Source organism: Nocardioides sp. (genome assembly GCF_051876515.1).
Lineage (GTDB): Bacteria > Actinomycetota > Actinomycetes > Propionibacteriales > Nocardioidaceae > Nocardioides.
The window spans coordinates 1-16,473 of record NZ_JBJEHY010000048.1 but is presented as its reverse complement, the minus strand read 5'-3'; the positions used below and the strand labels follow the sequence as shown (position 1 = coordinate 16,473).

Annotated in this window: 19 protein-coding genes and 1 pseudogene; 4 read left to right on the top strand and 16 right to left on the bottom strand. The window is 71.2% G+C overall.

Annotation, left to right across the window (positions count from 1 at the left end):
• On the top strand, positions 1 to 829 hold an 829-nt coding region (locus ACI379_RS03095), incomplete at its 5' end, for a hypothetical protein (RefSeq protein ID WP_439790596.1).
• A gap of 62 nt (positions 830 to 891) precedes the next feature.
• Here ACI379_RS03095 and ACI379_RS03090 read toward each other — a convergent pair.
• The 11 genes from ACI379_RS03090 to ACI379_RS03040 form a co-directional block, all read right to left on the bottom strand.
• Complete coding sequence (locus tag ACI379_RS03090; RefSeq protein ID WP_439790595.1) at positions 892 to 2,403, bottom strand: amino acid permease; 1,512 nt, start codon at positions 2,401 to 2,403, stop codon at positions 892 to 894.
• A 60-nt stretch (positions 2,404 to 2,463) separates the two neighbouring features.
• Positions 2,464 to 3,369 carry a polyphosphate kinase 2 gene (gene ppk2 / locus ACI379_RS03085; protein WP_439790594.1) on the bottom strand — a complete coding sequence of 302 codons (906 nt, stop codon included), beginning with the start codon at positions 3,367 to 3,369 and terminating at the stop codon, positions 2,464 to 2,466.
• 82 nt (positions 3,370 to 3,451) lie between these two features.
• Entirely contained in the window at positions 3,452 to 5,353 is a 1,902-nt protein-coding gene (gene dxs / locus ACI379_RS03080) for a 1-deoxy-D-xylulose-5-phosphate synthase (RefSeq protein ID WP_439790593.1), read from the bottom strand.
• Between the two features lie 73 nt (positions 5,354 to 5,426).
• Entirely contained in the window at positions 5,427 to 6,716 is a 1,290-nt protein-coding gene (locus ACI379_RS03075; RefSeq protein WP_439790592.1) for an MFS transporter, read from the bottom strand.
• Between the two features lie 78 nt (positions 6,717 to 6,794).
• Positions 6,795 to 7,094, bottom strand: a complete 300-nt coding sequence (locus ACI379_RS03070; protein ID WP_439790591.1) for a hypothetical protein — start codon at positions 7,092 to 7,094, stop codon at positions 6,795 to 6,797.
• Between the two features lie 10 nt (positions 7,095 to 7,104).
• A complete protein-coding gene (locus ACI379_RS03065; protein ID WP_439790590.1) occupies positions 7,105 to 7,965 on the bottom strand; it encodes an NUDIX domain-containing protein in 861 nt (286 codons plus the stop codon).
• A gap of 22 nt (positions 7,966 to 7,987) precedes the next feature.
• The gene (locus tag ACI379_RS03060) at positions 7,988 to 8,356 is read right to left on the bottom strand and encodes a hypothetical protein (RefSeq protein ID WP_439790589.1); all 369 of its coding nucleotides are present in this window, start codon (positions 8,354 to 8,356) and stop codon (positions 7,988 to 7,990) included.
• A 153-nt stretch (positions 8,357 to 8,509) separates the two neighbouring features.
• Complete coding sequence (locus ACI379_RS03055) at positions 8,510 to 9,085, bottom strand: GNAT family N-acetyltransferase (protein WP_439790588.1); 576 nt, start codon at positions 9,083 to 9,085, stop codon at positions 8,510 to 8,512.
• A 4-nt stretch (positions 9,086 to 9,089) separates the two neighbouring features.
• The gene (locus ACI379_RS03050) at positions 9,090 to 9,494 is read right to left on the bottom strand and encodes a secondary thiamine-phosphate synthase enzyme YjbQ (protein ID WP_439790587.1); all 405 of its coding nucleotides are present in this window, start codon (positions 9,492 to 9,494) and stop codon (positions 9,090 to 9,092) included.
• Positions 9,495 to 9,568: 74 nt separating this feature from the next.
• The gene (locus ACI379_RS03045; protein ID WP_439790586.1) at positions 9,569 to 9,865 is read right to left on the bottom strand and encodes a thiamine-binding protein; all 297 of its coding nucleotides are present in this window, start codon (positions 9,863 to 9,865) and stop codon (positions 9,569 to 9,571) included.
• 35 nt (positions 9,866 to 9,900) lie between these two features.
• Complete coding sequence (locus ACI379_RS03040) at positions 9,901 to 10,755, bottom strand: NAD(P)H-binding protein (RefSeq protein WP_439790585.1); 855 nt, start codon at positions 10,753 to 10,755, stop codon at positions 9,901 to 9,903.
• Positions 10,756 to 10,852: 97 nt separating this feature from the next.
• On the opposite strand from ACI379_RS03040, the gene ACI379_RS03035 reads away from it, so the two are divergent.
• Positions 10,853 to 11,227 (top strand): winged helix-turn-helix transcriptional regulator, encoded by a 375-nt coding sequence (locus ACI379_RS03035; protein ID WP_439790584.1) that lies wholly within the window; start codon positions 10,853 to 10,855, stop codon positions 11,225 to 11,227.
• A 16-nt stretch (positions 11,228 to 11,243) separates the two neighbouring features.
• Here the strand turns inward: ACI379_RS03035 and ACI379_RS03030 are convergent, their stop codons facing one another.
• Complete coding sequence (locus ACI379_RS03030) at positions 11,244 to 12,041, bottom strand: nucleotidyltransferase domain-containing protein (protein ID WP_439790583.1); 798 nt, start codon at positions 12,039 to 12,041, stop codon at positions 11,244 to 11,246.
• A 121-nt stretch (positions 12,042 to 12,162) separates the two neighbouring features.
• On the opposite strand from ACI379_RS03030, the gene ACI379_RS03025 reads away from it, so the two are divergent.
• Both ACI379_RS03025 and ACI379_RS03020 read left to right on the top strand, forming a co-directional pair.
• Positions 12,163 to 13,062: an ABC transporter ATP-binding protein gene (locus ACI379_RS03025; protein WP_439790581.1), complete on the top strand. Its 900-nt coding sequence runs from the start codon at positions 12,163 to 12,165 to the stop codon at positions 13,060 to 13,062.
• A complete protein-coding gene (locus ACI379_RS03020) occupies positions 13,059 to 13,883 on the top strand; it encodes an ABC transporter permease (protein ID WP_439790580.1) in 825 nt (274 codons plus the stop codon). The genes ACI379_RS03025 and ACI379_RS03020 overlap by 4 nt, the downstream gene beginning before the upstream one ends.
• Positions 13,884 to 13,902: 19 nt before the next feature.
• On the opposite strand, the gene ACI379_RS03015 is transcribed toward ACI379_RS03020, so the two are convergent.
• The 4 genes and pseudogenes from ACI379_RS03015 to acnA form a co-directional block, all read right to left on the bottom strand.
• Positions 13,903 to 14,421 carry a SigE family RNA polymerase sigma factor gene (locus ACI379_RS03015; protein WP_439790579.1) on the bottom strand — a complete coding sequence of 173 codons (519 nt, stop codon included), beginning with the start codon at positions 14,419 to 14,421 and terminating at the stop codon, positions 13,903 to 13,905.
• Entirely contained in the window at positions 14,414 to 14,965 is a 552-nt protein-coding gene (locus ACI379_RS03010) for a hypothetical protein (RefSeq protein ID WP_439790578.1), read from the bottom strand. The genes ACI379_RS03015 and ACI379_RS03010 overlap by 8 nt, the downstream gene beginning before the upstream one ends.
• A 226-nt stretch (positions 14,966 to 15,191) precedes the next feature.
• Complete coding sequence (locus ACI379_RS03005; RefSeq protein ID WP_439790577.1) at positions 15,192 to 15,782, bottom strand: hypothetical protein; 591 nt, start codon at positions 15,780 to 15,782, stop codon at positions 15,192 to 15,194.
• Positions 15,783 to 15,919: 137 nt separating this feature from the next.
• Positions 15,920 to 16,473: pseudogene (gene acnA, locus ACI379_RS03000) on the bottom strand (aconitate hydratase); the annotation flags it as partial.

The window sequence follows — 16,473 nt, the reverse complement described above, 5'->3', positions numbered from 1 at the left end:
CGGCCGCGAGTTCGAGGTGCCGACCGAGGTCCTTGCGATGGTGCAGACGACCCGGGGGGTCGTGTACAGCGACGCCGCCGGGGACGTCTGGGCCGCCACCGGCGACAGCGCCGCCACCAAGGTCGGCACCACCGCCCGCCGCGCCCCTCGGCTCGTCGCCGACGGCCCGCACGCCGCCTGGAGCTCGCCGGTGGTCGACGGCCGGGGTGCGTGGAACGTGCTGGACCACGGCACCGGGGAACTCGTCTCCCTCGACGGTGACGCCGACAGCGGCGAGTTCACCAACGACGTCCAGGCCATCGACGGCACGACCCTGTACCTGCGCGACGCCCGCGGCCTGGTGGCCTGGGACTTCGCAGCGGACACCTCCACCGTCCTGGGGCCCTGGCGCGACAACCTGGAGGTGGTCGACGTCGAGGACGGGCAGATCGCCCACCTGTACGCGGCCACACGCAGCGCGCGCACCCTGACGTTCCGCGTCGGACCGGCGTTGGGGCAGGGCGAGGAGGTCGTGCTCTGGAACGGGCTCGACCTGTCGCCGGACGGTCGACGTGTGCTCGGCGAGTCCGAACCTGACTCCTTCGCCGTCTTCGACGTGGCCTCGGGACTGGCTCAGCCGATCAAGCCCGAGGGGTACTCCTTCTTCATCGGCTACCGCTGGCTCGACGCCGACACCTACCTGGGCCTCGGGCTGAACCAGCCGTGGGAGAGCACGCCGGTCGACCTGCTGCGCTGCGACGTCGGTGGCGGGTGCTCCGCTGCCGCCGTCGGCATCGGGACGGTGGACGCCGGTTTCGTGCTGCCCATCGGGGAGCCGATGGACGGCTGAACCACACGCTGGCACGCACGAGGGGGACCGGTCGAGACCGGTCCCCCTCGTCGTAGGTGCACTCAGGGTGCGACGCCGGGCTCCCGCTCGAGGGTGCCGCCGAGCTCCCCCTGGCCCAGGCGCGAGTGGCGACGACCGTAGGCGAAGTAGACGACGATCCCGATCAGCATCCAGATGCCGAAGCGGAGCCACGTCTCGCCGACCAGGTTCAGCATCAGGTAGAAGCACAGCAGCACCGACAGCGTGGCCACCAGACCCACCGCAGGGGTGCGGAAGGCGCGCGGGAGGTCGGGCCGGGTGCGGCGCAGCACGAGGACGCCGACCGAGACCAGCAGGAAGGCGAACAGGGTGCCGATGCTGACCAAGTGCCCGAGGGTCTCGAAGTCGAGGAAGCCCGACAGCACGGCGACGCCGACTCCCGTGATGGCGGTGATGACGTACGGGGTGCCGTACGTGGGGTGCACCTTGGCCAAGCCCTGGGGCAGCAGACCGTCGCGGGCCATCGCGAACGCCACGCGGGTCTGGCCGAGGATGAGGATCAGCACCACCACGGTCAGGCCGATGGTGGCTCCGACGGCGATCACGTTGCCCACCCACTCCTGCCCGACCGCGTCGAAGGCGGTCGCCAGGGGCGCGGAGTCGGTCGGGTCGATCTCGGTGTAGTTCTGCATGCCGGTGATCACCAGACTGACCGCGACGTACAGCCCGGTCACGATCGCCAGCGAGCTGAGAATGCCGATCGGCACGTTGCGCTGCGGATCCTTGGTCTCCTCCGCGACGGTCGCGACCACGTCGAAGCCGATGAAGGCGAAGAAGACGACCGCGGCACCCGCCATGACGCCGGCGACACCGAAGACGGCCGGCTCCATGCCGAACAGCGACGTGATCAACGGCTGGTCCCAGAACGACCCCTCACCAGCCGGAGACGGCTGTCGCTCGGGGATGAACGGGCTGTAGTTCGAGGTCTTGACGTAGGTGACGCCCAGACCGATGACCAGGGCGACGACCGCGAGCTTGATGGCGACGACGACCTGGTTCACGCGGCTGGACAGCTTGACGCCGAGGATGAGGACGGCGGTGACCAGCAGCGAGATGAGCACGGCCGGGAGGTTGATCCAGCCGTCCGTGGCCGAGCCGATCGCCGTGGGGATCTCCAACGGTGTGCCCGCGAGCAGGTTCTGCAGGTAGCCGGAGAACCCGACCGCGAGCGCCGAGGCGCCCACGGTGAACTCGAGCACGAGGTCCCAGCCGATGATCCACGCGACGAGTTCGCCGAAGGTCGCGTACGAGAACGTGTACGCGCTGCCCGCGACCGGCACCGTGGAGGCGAACTCGGCGTAGCACAGCGCCGCGAGCGCGCACGCGAGACCGGCCACGATGAAGGAGATGGCGATGGCCGGGCCGGAGTTGCTGGCGGCCACCGTGCCCGTGTAGACGAAGATGCCGGCCCCGATGATGACACCGACGCCGAAGACGGTCAGGTCGAGCGCGCTGAGCTCGCGCTTGAGGCGGTGGCCGGGCTCGTCGGTCTCGGCGATGGACTGCTCAACACTCTTCGTACGGAACAGGCTCATTCCAGCACGTTAGGGGCCCCGGCACCGTGGGCGCCAGAGGCACGGCGCGCCGTCAGCGCCTCACAGCGGCGGGAACGACGGCTTCGGGTCCTCGCCGAGCTCGAAGATCTTGCTCGCCTTGCCGACGATCTTCTTGTCCGGCTTCCCGACGACCTCGTGGTCCTTCTCGGGGTAGTCGAACAGCGCCAGCACGTGCCGCATCGCCTCGAGCCGGGCCCGCTTCTTGTCGTTGGACTTGATCACCGTCCACGGCGAGTGGCGGGTGTCGGTGTAGAAGAACATCGCCTCCTTCGCCTGGGTGTAGGCGTCCCACTTGTCGATGCTGGCGCGGTCGGTGGGCGACAGCTTCCACTGCTTGACCGGGTCCAGGGAGCGGGCCTGGAACCGGGCCTGCTGCTCCCCCTGGCTCACCGAGAACCACAGCTTGACCAGCGTGATCCCCGAGTCGACGAGCATGCGCTCGAACTCCGGCGTGGACCGCAGGAACTCGCGGTACTGGTCGGGCGTGCAGAATCCCATGACCCGCTCGACGCCGGCCCGGTTGTACCAGGAGCGGTCGAAGAGCACGATCTCCCCGGCGCTGGGCAGGTGGGCGACGTAGCGCTGGAAGTACCACTGGCTCTTCTCGGCCTCGGTCGGCACCGCCAGGGCCACGACGCGGGCGCCGCGCGGGTTGAGGTGCTCGGTGAAGCGCTTGATCGCGCCGCCCTTGCCGGCCGCGTCACGGCCCTCGAAGAGGATCGCGATCTTCTGGTCGGTCGCCTTGACCCACGCCTGGAGCTTGAGCAGCTCGATCTGCAGGGCCCGCTTGGTGCGCTCGTACTCCGAGCGCGTCATCTTGGCGTCGTACGGGTAGCCCTCGCGCCACGCCTGCGACTTCTCCGAGAGGGCGTCGACGAGTTCTTCCCCGGCGAGGTCCTCCACGTCGGGCTGGTCGGCGGTGGTGGTCTTCACGAGCTCGCTCACGACCCCAGACTAGGGGCGCGCGCGGAGGCTGCACAGGGGCGCAGGCCCGTACGTGAGGGGTCGCAGGACCCGGCGGCTGGACTCAGCGACCGTCCGCGTCCGCGAAGTGCTGGACCCCGTCGAGGGCGGCGATGCCCTCGAGCGCAGTGCGCGCCAGCGTCTGCGCGTCCAGACCGATGCGCGACAGGATCACGCCACGCTTGGCGTGGTCGAGGAACTCCTGCGGGATGGCGTGGAGCTGGAACGGCGTACGCACCCCGGCGTCGTTGAGGGTCTGCAGGAGCGTCGCCCCCACGCCGCCGACGCGACCGTTGTCCTCGACGCTGACCACGAGACGGTGCTCGCGGGCCAGCTCGACGATCGCGGGGTCGACGGGCTTGACCCAGCGGGGGTCGACGACGGTGACCCCGACGCCCTCCGAGCGCAGACGCGCGGCCACGTCGACGGCCACCTCGGCCATCGACCCGACCGCCACGACCAGCACGTCCTTGTCGCCCTCGCGCACCAGGACGTCGGCACCGCCGGCCTTGCCGACGGCGGGGATGTCCTCGGGCGGCGGGCCCTTGGGGAAGCGCACCACGGTGGGTGCGTCGGTGACCTCGACGGCCTCGTCGAGCAGCTCACGCAGGCGGGTGACGTCGCGCGGGGCCGCGAGGCGCAGACCGGGCACGACCTGCAGGATCGACATGTCCCACATGCCGTTGTGGCTCGCACCGTCGTCGCCGGTGACACCGGAGCGGTCGAGGACGAAGGTCACGCCGCACTTGTGCAGCGCCACGTCCATCAGCACCTGGTCGAAGGCCCGGTTGAGGAAGGTCGCGTACACGGCGAAGACGGGGTGCAGGCCCCCCATCGCCAGGCCGGCGGCCGACGTGGTGGCGTGCTGCTCGGCGATGCCGACGTCGATGGTCCGCTCGGGCCAGCGCTGCTGGAAGGCGTCGAGGCCGACGGGGTGCATCATCGCCGCGGTCATCGCGACCACGTCGGGGCGTCGCTCCCCGACCTTCACGATCGCCTCGGAGAAGTGGTCGGTCCAGATCTTGCCCTTGGGCTTCTCCTGGCCGGTCTGCACGTCGAAGGGGCCGGGCGCGTGGAACTGGTCGGCCTCGTGGCGCAGGGCCGGGTCGTACCCGTGGCCCTTCTGCGTGATCGCGTGGACGATGACGGGGCCGCCGAAGCCCTTCGCGGCCGCCAGTGCCTCCTCCATCTTGACGCGGTCGTGTCCGTCGACGGGACCGACGTACTTCAGACCCAGGTCCTCGAAGAGGCCCTGCGGGGCCAGCGCGTCCTTCATGCCCTTCTTCATGGCGTGCAGCGCGTCGTACGCGGCACCGCCCACCCCGGGCACGGCGTTGAGGCGCTTCTTGACCACGTCGAGGATCTGCTCGTAGCGGGGGTTGGTGCGCAGGCGGGTCAGCGCGGTGGCCAGACCGCCGATGGTCGGCGTGTACGAGCGCTCGTTGTCGTTGACGACGATGACGAGCTTGGAGTCCTTGGCGATGGCGATGTTGTTCAGCGCCTCCCAGGCCATGCCGCCGGTGAGCGCCCCGTCGCCGATGACGGCGACCGTGTGCCGGTCCTCGCCACGGATCGCGTACGCCTTGGCCAGCCCGTCGGCGTACGACAGGGCGGTGGAGGCGTGGGAGTTCTCGACGATGTCGTGCTCGGACTCGGCCTGGCTCGGGTAGCCGGACAGGCCACCCTCCTTGCGCAGGGAGTCGAACTGGGCGGCGCGCCCGGTGACGAGCTTGTGGACGTACGACTGGTGGCCGGTGTCGAAGACGACACGGTCACGCGGGGAGTCGAAGACGCGGTGGATGGCCAGCGTCAGCTCGACGACGCCCAGGTTGGGGCCGAGGTGGCCGGAGTTGGTGGCCACCGTACGGATCATCAGGTCCCGGATCTCCTCGGCGAGACCGTCCATCTGCTCCGGCGAGAGAGGCCGGAGGTCGCGCGGGGTCGTGATCGAGTCGAGAAGCGCCATGCCGGCGAGTCTATTTCATCGGTGGTCGAACACCGGAACTCACCGGTAGCCCAGCGGGCCTGTCCCGGGTCGTTCAGGTGGACGCCGCGGTGCGGTAGCGCCAGAAGACCGGCACCGCCACGACGACCACGACGGTCAGCACCATCACCAGCACGCCGCCCCCGGACGCCGCCACCGCGGTCCCGACGCTCGCGGCCGCCGCGCCGTGGGTGACGTCGGCGATCCGGGGACCGCCGGCCACCACGACGATGAAGATCCCCTGGAGCCGCCCGCGGACCTCGTCGGAGGCGGCGCTCTGCAGCATCGTCGTACGGAACGCCGCGGAGGCCATGTCCGCGGCCCCACCGACCACCAGCATCGCGAGCGCCAGGACGAGCCAGAACCTGTGCGCGTCGGGAACCGCGTCCGCGCCGGCCACGGCCAGACCGAAGCCGGTCATCGCGGCCCCCCAGGCGAGGATCGCGAGCACGACCGCGCGGCCCTGCCGCGTCACCCGGGAGACCCACCCGCTGAACACGCCGCCCAGCACCGCACCGGCCGGAATGCCCGCGAACAGCAGCGCGAACACGATGCCGCCCTCGGCCGGCCCGGAGAAGGTCTCGTGCGCGATCTGCGGGAACAGGGCGCGCGGCATCCCGAACAGCATCGCGATGATGTCGACGACGAACGACATCATCAGCACCGGGTGGTGGCGCAGGTACGCGAACCCCTCGACGACCGAGCGCAGCCCCGGCGTCCCTCCGGTCACGCCCATGACCGGGAGACGGGGCAGCTTGACGACCGCCCACAGGGTCGCGAACAGGGTGACGGTGTCGACGAGGTACAGCCAGGCGTACCCGAGGACAGGGATCAGCATCCCGCCCACCAGGGGCCCGGCGATGGCGCCGGCCATCATCACGGTCATGTTGAGCGAGTTCGCCGCAGGGAGGAGCTCGTCGTCGATGATGCGCGGCAGCAGGGCGCTGCGGGTGGGTTGGTTGACGGCGAAGAACGCCTGCTGCACGGCGAAGACGGTGAGCAGGAGCCACACGTCCTCGTTGCCTGCCGCCGCCTGCCAGAACAGCACGGCGCTCGTGCCGATCAGGCCGACGGTGGTGACCATGAGCAGCGTGCGCCGGTCGAAGTGGTCGGCGAGCGCCCCGCCCCACAGGCCGAAGACCACGAGCGGCACGAGGCCGAAGACGCCGGTCAGGCCGACGTACGCCGAGGATCCGGTGATCGAGTAGATCTGGGCCGGGACGACGACCACGGTGAGCTGGGCCCCGATGACGGTGACGATGTTGGCCAGCCACAGGCGGCGGAAGTGGTCGTTGGCCAGTGGCCGCGTGTCGGCCGTCCACCTGCGTCGTTCAGCCGTGCTCACCGACGCAGCGTACGCGCGGGGACGGGCGGGTACGACAACGCCCCGGGACGCCGGCCCCGGGGCGTTCGTACGGTCGGCTCAGCGACCCTTGAGGTCGGCGACCGCGGCCGCACCTGCGGCGACGGCGGTGACGACGCCGACGGCGGGCCAGGCGCCGATCTTCTTGGCCAACGGGTGCGAGCCGCCGAAGGCGCCCAGGTAGAGCGCGGTGAGGGCGGTCGCGCCACCGGCGCCGACCGACCCGGACCAGCCCTTGGCGGCAGCGGCGCCGGCGGCGGCGAGAACGAGGCCGCCCAGCTCACGCTTCTTGGTGTAGCGGGCGGTGGCGTAGCCGCCGACGAGGCCGACGGCGACGAGGGGTGCGGTGGGGATGCTCATGGCGCCGAGCCTACGGAGCGGTCCCAGCGCCGCCCTCGGCCCGGTCGAGGAAGGCGGGGACGATCTGCGCGGCCGCGCTGGTCAGCGCGAGCAGGCGGGCCCGGCCCCGGTCGACGAAGACGATCTGGCGTCCCTCGCGGCAGTCGATGTCGTCGTCGGTGAGGTCGACCTCGGCGACGAAGACCTGCATGGGGTCCCAGGTGCCGTGGGCGGCACGGTGGTCCACGACGAACTCCCGCCACAGGCGCAGGGCTCCGTCGGGGAGTCGTACGCCGGTCTCCTCCTCCAGCTCGCGGACCGCGGCGTCGGCGTAGGTCTCGCCGGGGTCGACGTGCCCACCGGGAAGGCCCCAGCGTTCGGGGTCGATGGCGGGGTGCTCGTCGCGCTCCTGGAGCAGCAGCCGTTCGGCGGGGTCGGTGAGCAGGACACCGGCGAAGCGTCGCGTGCCGAGGGCGGGCGGGTGGGCGTCGATCCAGCCGCGCAGGAGGTCGGCGACCTGGTCCACCGCGGGGGTGGTGTCGAGCGCGGGCCAGGCGTCGGGCTCGATGAAGACCATCTGGCGGCCCTCGTGGCAGGCCACGTCGTCGTCCGAGACGTCGGAGCGTACGGCGAACAGCTCCCACCGCTCGTGCCGGCCGGGTCCGAGCGGGACGTCCCGCTCCCCCAGGCTGACCAGGTCGTCGGGCGCGACCTCCAACCCGGTCTCCTCGCGCAGCTCGCGCACCGCGCAGTCGAGGCCGTTCTCCCCCGCCTCGACGTTGCCGCCGGGCAGTCCCCACCGGTCCGGCCAGACGCGTGCGTGCTCGTCGCGCTCCTGCATGAGCACGCGTCCGCGCGGGTCCACGACGGCGACGCAGGCGAAGGCAACCATGGGGTGAAGGTAACGGGACGGCTCACAGCCTCGCCACGTACCTGCGCCCTCGCAGCGCGTCCTCGACCAGTCCGACCGCACGCCGCAGGCTCCCCAGCCGGGCGTCCTCGATCAGGAACGTCTGGACCGCCGCCTCCACGACGGCCTGGCTGGCGACGTCCTTGAGGTCCCCGCGCGCCTCGCTCAGCCCGCGTCGCACGGCTGCCTGGTCGGCCTCGACGTGCAGCACCGCGAACCGGGCCAGCACCACCACGTGCCGGCGCAGGCCGGAGTACCGCCGGTACTCGGGCGGGCAGATGTCGAGCAGCCAGTTGGCTGCGGTGACCTCCCAGTCGGGCGCGTCGGGAGGACGGACCTGACCGGGCCAGCCGGGTGGGACGTACGCTGACACCGACCCAGTATATTCGAACATCTGTTCGATGTTCGCGGAGTCCCACGAGCCTCAGGAGTCCCCGCTCAGGCGGGGACTTCGTCACGTTGTGGCCGTTGCAACCCCTACAACATGACGGACTTCCCTACATCGACCCCGCGCACCACACCCGAGTCAGCCCACGGCGCCGGCGCCACCCTCCAACTCGGCCAGCAGCGGGTCGCGCAGGCCGACGAGGTCGAGGCGCCACCACGCGTCGGGGTAGACCAGGCGTCCCGTCATCCAGCTCTCGTACGCCCCCAGCAGCACCAGCTGGCACGCAGGCTCAGGGATCCGGGCCGAGGGCCGTTCGATGCCGTGCCCGGCGCTGGCCTCCCAGCCCAGCCGGGAGTAGTAGCGGGGGTCGCCCTCGAGGAAGACCAACGGCGCGCCGAGCGTCTCCCCCGCTCGGCAGGCAGCGGCGAGCAGCTCCGCACCGATCCCCTGCCGCTGACGGTCCGGGAGCACCGCGAGTGGCGAGAGCACGAGCACGTCGACGAGTCGTTCGCGTGCGTCGAGCCACGCACGCGACAGTGCGACGTACCCGACGACTGACCCCTCGTCCTCGGCGACCAGCTCGGCCCGCACGTCCTCACGGGCACGCAGGTGGTCCAGAACGGTCACGATCGGGCGCCCCTCCTCCCCGAACGCGTCGAGCACCACCCGCTCGACGCCGTCGCGGTCGCTGGGTGAGACCAGCCGTACGTCCATGCGCTCAGCCCCTCAGGAAGGAGAGTCGGATCTCGCGGTCCGGGTTGTCGAGGTTGAGGTCGACCAGGCAGATGCTCTGCCACGTACCGAGCGCGAGCCTCCCGTCGAGGACCGGCACCGACGCGTACGGCGGCACGATCGCCGGCATGACGTGCGAGCGCCCGTGGCCGCGCGAGCCGTGGGCGTGGCGCCACCGGTCGTCGGCCGGCAGCAGGTCCCCGAGCGCGGCCAGCAGGTCGTCGTCGGATCCCGCGCCGGTCTCGATGATCGCGATCCCGGCGGTGGCGTGGGGCACGAACACGTGCACGAGCCCGTCCCCGCGACCCTCCACCCACGTCGCGACGCGGGCGGTGAGGTCGAGGACGCGCTCCGTGGATCCGGTGCGGACGTGGATCAGTTCACTGTCCATGGCCCCATGCTGGCACGGGTGCGCGGCGAGCACCCCTCACGCATGACGGGCGATGCCCCTGAGCACAGGAGACGTCAGCCGAGCGCGTCCTCGATCCGCTGCACCTTGGCGCTCAGCTGGCCGGTGTACCCGGGCCGGATGTCGGCCTTGAGCACGAGACCGACCCGCGGGGAGACGGCGGCGACGGCGTCGACGGCCGCCTTCACGACGGCCATCACCTCGTCCCACTCCCCCTCGATGTTCGTGAACATCGCGTTGGTCTCGTTGGGCAGGCCGGACTCGCGGACCACGCGTACGGCCTCCGCGACGGCGGCGGTGACGGAGCCGTCGGGCTCGCTGGACAGGGGTGAGATCGAGAAGGCGACGATCATGAGCCCAACCTAGTCCAGCGAGCCACCGGCGCCGATCAGGCCCGGGCGGCGCGGACCGCGTCGGCCAGCGGGGTGGCCGGGTGCCCGATCAGACCCGCCAGGTCGTTCCCGGCGACCAGCAGGTCACCACGGGCCAGGCCCAGGTCGGAGTCGACCAGCATGTCGACCACCGGCGCGGGCAGGCCGGCGCCGGTCAGCGCCCCGCCGTACGCCTCCGCGCTCAGGGCCTGGTGCGCCACCGGGGTGCCGGTCACGTCGGTGACGGTGGCGGCGTACTCGTCGATCGTGAAGGGTGCACCGCCGAGCTCGTACGCCTCGGCCGGGTCGTCGGACAGCAGGACCGCGGCGGCCGCCTCGGCGAAGTCGGCCCGGGTGGCCGCGCTGACCTGACCGTCCCCGGCGGCGCTCAGCACGGCGCCGTGGGTGAGCTGGGTGTCGAGCTGGTCGGTGTAGTTCTCGATGTACCAGCCGTTGCGCAGGTAGGTGTGCGGGATGCCCGACGCGGCGACGGCCTGCTCGGTGGCGAGGTGCTCGGCAGCGAGCCCCATCCCACTCTTCTCGACGTTGGCGATGCTCGTGTAGGCGATGAACGCGACCCCGGCCTCACGGGCGGCGGCGACGACGTTGCGGTGCCCCTCGACACGCTGCCCGACCTCGTTGCCGGAGATGAGCAGCAGACGGTCGACGCCCTCGAAGGCGGTGCGCAGCGCGGCCGGGTCGCCGTAGTCGGCCACCCGGGTCCGCACGCCGGTGGCGCTCGCGAGCTCGGCCAGCTTCTTCGGGTTGCGCCCCACCGCGACGAGGTCGGACGGGACCGCACCCCGGGAGATCAGCGCGGAGACGACCAGGCGTCCCAGCTGTCCGGTGGCTCCGGTGATGGCAATGGTCATGAGAGAGATCCTTTCGGGTGGGTGTCACCCAGTTGAACCCCACTTCCGGGAAGTACGTTCCCGATCGACCGTACGCACTTTGAAGTAAGGTCGACGTATGAGTACCACCGGCGCCCAGGAAGACCTCGCGATCCTCTACCCCGGCGGCGTCTTCCCCGCGGCGTGCGCCAGCCGCACCCTGCTGGACCACGTGGTCAGCAAGTGGGGCGTGCTCGTCCTGGTCTCCCTGGCGGAACGGCCGCACCGGTGGAGCGAGCTGCGCCGCCGGGCCGAGGGCATCAGCGAGAAGATGCTCGCCCAGACCCTCAAGACCCTCGAGGCCGACGGGCTGGTCCACCGCGACCAGCAGCCGGTCATGCCGCCTCGCGTCGACTACAGCCTGACCGCCGCCGGTCAGGAGGTGGCGGCCCTGCTGACGCCGCTGCTGGCGTGGGTGGCGGTACGGACCGGGGACGTGGCCCCGAACGCCTGACGTCCGGGCCCCAGCTTCAGGCAGGAGCCCAGCGCCCCAGGAGGGAGAGGAACCCCTCGTTGGCCCGGGTACGCACCTCGCTCGGCGCAGCATCGATCTCGTCCTCCACCGCCCCGAGCACCTCGGCCACCCAAGCCGCGAGGTGCGGCGGGACCGACGCCGTCCCCAGCTCGCGAGTCACGGCCTTCAGCGCCCGCAGCTCGTCGATCTCGGCACGTACGTCCTGGGTCAGCTCCACCTGGTCGAGCAGCGAGTCCACGTCCATCGGAGGGACACCTGTGTGAGCGTCGAGCCACGTGAGGGTCAGGGCCGGCCGTACGGCGTAGAACACCTTCTTGAGGCGCACCCCGTCCCCGTCACCTGCCAGGGACCACTGGTCCCGGCCGACGTGCAGGTAGTGCCGGCGCAGCCGGGCACGGTCGGCGACGTCGCCGACCAGTTCCAGCAACGCGTCGCGGAACTCCTGCTCCCCCCGGTATATCCAGGGCGAGCGCAACCACTCCGCGACCGTGGCGTTGCCTGCCACGGCGAGGCGCACGGCCTTCGCGAGGTCCCACCCGTTGACGTCCAACAGCCCCTCCAGGGGCGTCTCGATGACGTCGCGACCGGGCCACAGGTCCAGGTACGCCTCGCGCGGGCGGACGTACAGGAACCGGCAGTCGTAGTCGCTGTCCGGCGAGGCGAAGCCCCACGCCCTGCTCCCGGACTCGATGGCCCACAGCACCCGGACACCGTGGTCCACCTCGATCTGCGCCAGCCGGGCGTCGATCAGGGAGACGACATGGGGGTCGAAGGTGTCAGGGACGGCACGCATGCGCACACCCTACGGACGCCGCCCCGGGGTCCGACCCTGAGACGACCTCAGGGTCACACCGGGGGTGAGGGCGGGTCGCACCCGATGTCGCCGCGCCGCCAGCGCGACGAGGGTTGTACCCATGATCGAAGTCCAGAACCTGAGCAAGCGGTACGGCGCCTTCACCGCCGTCGACGACGTCTCGTTCCGTGCCCTTCCGGGACGGGTCACCGGATTCCTCGGCCCCAACGGCGCCGGGAAGTCCACGACCATGCGGATCATGGTCGGCCTCACCCACCCCGACCGCGGCTCCGCCACGATCGACGGCCGGCACTACGCCGACCTGCCCAACCCGGGCCGCGAGATCGGCGTCCTGCTGGACGCCTCCGCCCAGCACGCCGGCCGTACCGGCCGCGAGGTGCTCACCCTGGCCGCCCGCACGATGGGGATGCCGCGCGGCTCCGTGGACGACATGCTCGCCCGGGTCAGCCTCACCCCCACCGAGGCAGGGCGCCGGGTCCGCAACTACTCGCTCGGCATGCGCCAGCGTCTCGGGATCGCCACCGCCCTGATCGGTGACCCGCACGTGCTGGTCCTCGACGAGCCCGCCAACGGCCTCGACCCGGCCGGCATCCGGTGGATGCGCGACCTGCTGCGCGACTACGCCAACCGCGGCGGCACGGTGCTGCTGAGCTCGCACCTGCTGCACGAGATCGAGGTCATCGCCGACGACCTGGTGGTCATCGGCAACGGCCGGATCGTCGCCCAGGGCACCAAGCAGGAGCTCCTGGAGACCGCAGGCACCCTGGTCCGTACGGCCGACGTCGCCAGCCTCGGCGCGGCCCTGGCCGGGGCCGGCATCACCGTGCACGCCTCGGGACCCGACGCCCTGCGCGCCGAGGCCCAGCCCGACGCGGTCGGCCAGATCGCCCTCGGTGCGGGAGTCGCCCTCACCGAGCTCCGCGCCGCCGAGGGCGCGGGCCTGGAGGAGATGTTCCTCCAGCTCACCGCAGACACGCAGCGAGAAGGAGCAGCAGCATGAGCACCGTCACCACGGCACCCGCGCCCGGGGCCACCCACGTCCGGGCCGCCGACGGCGCCCGCCGTACGCACCGCCCGATCCCGTTCACGCGGATCGTCGCCGTCGAGCTCCGCAAGATGTTCGACACCCGTTCCGGCTTCTGGCTGATGGCCGGTGTGGTGCTGCTCAGCGTCATCGCGAGCGGCGCCGTCCTCCTCTTCGGCGGCAAGGACGACGTCACGTACGCCAACATGTCGTCGGCGATCGGCATCCCGATGGCGATCCTGCTGCCCGTGATCGCCATCCTGTCGGTGACCAGCGAGTGGTCACAGCGCACAGGCCTGACCACGTTCACCCTGGTGCCGCACCGCGGCCGGATCCTGCTGGCCAAGGGCGTCAACACCGTCCTCGTCGGCGTGGTGTCCATGGTGGTCGCCATGGGGATCGGGGCCCTGACCAACCTGCTCGGGGCGCTGGCGTACGGCATCGACTCCATCTGGGAGACCAACGTCGCCGACCTGTCGAAGATCGTGCTCGCCAACGTGCTGGGCATGCTGATCGGCCTGATGCTGGGTCTGGTGATCCGCAACTCCCCCGGCGCCATCGTGTCGTACTTCGTCTACTGGTTCGTCCTGGGCAACCTGTTCTTCCTGCTGGCGCAGAACCAGCAGTGGTTCGCCGACGTCGAGCGCTGGATCAACTTCCAGTACAACCAGACCTACCTGTTCGACCAGGACCTGGTCGCCAAGGACTGGGCGTACCTCGGGGTCAGCGGCCTGATCTGGCTGGTCGTCCCGATCGCCCTGGGTACCTGGCGGGCTCTGCGCGCCGAGGTGAAGTGAGCCGGTCAGGGACCCCCGCTCACGGCACCAGCCTCGAGGCCTCCACCGTCACGGTGGGGGCCTCGTCGTCGTCCGCGAGCAGCCGCCGCAGCCGGGCCAGACCCGCGTGGGTCTGGGACTTCACCGCGCCGACGCTGCACCCCAACGTCAGGGCCACCTCCCGCTCCGAGCGGTCCTCCACGTGGCGCAGCACGACGCAGGCCCGTTGCCGCGGAGCCAGTTGGGCCAGCGCGCGCAGCAGGCGGTCCCGTTCCGCGGCGTCGGGGTCGAGGGCGCCCTGGTCCGGCACTGTCTCGGTCGGGTGCTCGGCGATCCGACGCGTACGCCGCCACCGCGAGATGTTCTGCCGCACCATCACGGTACGGACGTACGCCTCCGGGTCCCCGGCGATCCGCGACCAGGCCGGAACGCACCGGGCCAGGCTCTCCTGGACCAGGTCCTCCGCCTCGTGCTCGGAGCGGACGAGCAGGCGGGCCGTGCGCAGCAGCGCCGGGTAGCGGGCGGCCACGAAAAGGGTGAACTCCTCATGGTCAGACACGGCGCAGCCTCCACAGGACGTACGCGCCCAGCACGAGAGCCCCGGCGACGCCGCCCGCGACCAGGCGGGGGTCGAGCGGCGACGGCGGCTCGATGCCCGGACGGGTGGGCGCCGTCTCGAGCAGGTCGCGTGCGAACGCCCAGTTCGGCAGGCTGTTCCCGTCGGCCTCCTCGCCGTCGACGGACTCAGGAGAAGCGACGAGGTCGGAACTCGCTCCCGTCAGGGGGTCGACGACCCGCAGCCGGCCCTGCGTGGCGAGGGTCGACCGCGTTGCCACGACGATCCTCCCCTCGCGCCAGGCGAGCACTCCCCACGTCTGACCAGTCTTCGGCACCGGCGTCCAGCCGAAGCTGCCTCGCCTCGCGGTCGGGTCGAGCTCCCCGGAGACCATCACCCTCGCCCTGTTCGAAGATCGGCCGTTGACGTCATCCACCTGGGCGACCCAGCCGTCGGGGCCGATCAGGGTCGGGGAGTGGAAGCCAGTCCGACCGGCGTCGTTACTGGTGACGTCGACCCGTCGCACCGTCCAGGTCGCGAGGTCCACCAGGGTCCCACCCCGGTTCCGCAGGTTGACGTAGGAGTCCCCCAGACCGCCGAGAAGCCGTCAGGAGCCTCCACGCCGGGCAGCAGCCATCGATCCCAGGTCTCCGCACCCACCGTCCACAGCAAAGGGTCATGGCGCTTGCCGGTTCCCTGATCCTTCACCGGCCCCGAAGCGCCCGCAATCCACTGGCTGTTCAATGCGACGAGGCGCCCGTTCCCCACCCAGGTCAGGTCGCCGCCCCACACCCCGTGGTCGGACTCGATCGGCAGCTCGACGACGCGGCCTGTCTCCAGCTCGCGCACCTCGACGCCTCCGATGGTGGCCCGTCGAGTCTCCGCGGCTCCTTCCTGGTCTCCCCAGGTACCCAGTACGCCAACCGCCTCCCGTCGGGCGAGAGCGCGTACCCCGTCGAGTGCTCCGGCACGTCGATGAAGCCGTACGCACCGGTGGTGGCTGAGATCGCGGCAACCCCGGGCCGTGAACCAAAGATGCCCTGGCGCTCGATGCCGGCGTTGACCGCCACCACCCGACCGGGCGGCAGCTCGTCGAGCCAGCCCGACATCCGGTGGATCTGCTGGGGCAGGAAGACCTCAGCCTGGTCGTCGGCGGGCAGCACCTCGGCCGGCCGGGAACGGTCCCAGCTCCACACGCCCAGGCCCGCGACCATCGCGAGCACGCAGAGCACGGTGGCCGCCGACCCGAGCCGTCGGCGACGCGACCAGCGGCGTCCGCGCTGCCACAGCTCCTCACCGGGCGGCACAGCGACCGCGGGGCCTGGTGTTCCCAACGTGCGCAGCCGATCCTCGAGCGTGTCCATGGCTCCCCTCCGGGTCGATCTCACCACCCAGTACGCCGGCCGGACGGCAAAGGTTCGGGCCTCGGGACAACTTTCTCGAGAAATGCCGACGAGCGGCCGCCGGGAGTCCCGGCAGCCGCTCGCGCGGAGTGTGTGCGTCAGCCCTTGAGCAGGTTGCGCAGCACGTACTGCATGATGCCGCCGTTGCGGTAGTAGTTCGCCTCACCGGGGGTGTCGATGCGGACGACGCCGTCGAACTCGACGACCGAGCCGTCGGCCTTGGTCGCGGTGACCTTGACCGTCTTGGGCGTGCGGCCCTCGTTGAGCTCGGTGATGCCGGAGATCGCGAAGGTCTCCTCGCCGGTCAGGCCCAGGCTGTCGGCGTTCTCGCCGGCCGGGAACTGCAGCGGGATGACGCCCATGCCGATGAGGTTCGAGCGGTGGATGCGCTCGTACGACTCGGCGATGACGACCTTGACGCCCAGGAGCGAGGTGCCCTTGGCGGCCCAGTCGCGCGAGGAGCCGGAACCGTACTCCTTGCCCGCCAGGACGACCAGCGGGGTGCCGGCGGCCTGGTAGTTGACCGAGGCGTCGTACACGAAGGTCACCGGGCCGTCGGCCTGGGTGAAGTCGCGGGTGAAGCCGCCCTCGGTGCCGGGCGCGATCTGGTTGCGCAGGCGGATGTTGGCGAAGGTGCCGCGGATCATGACCT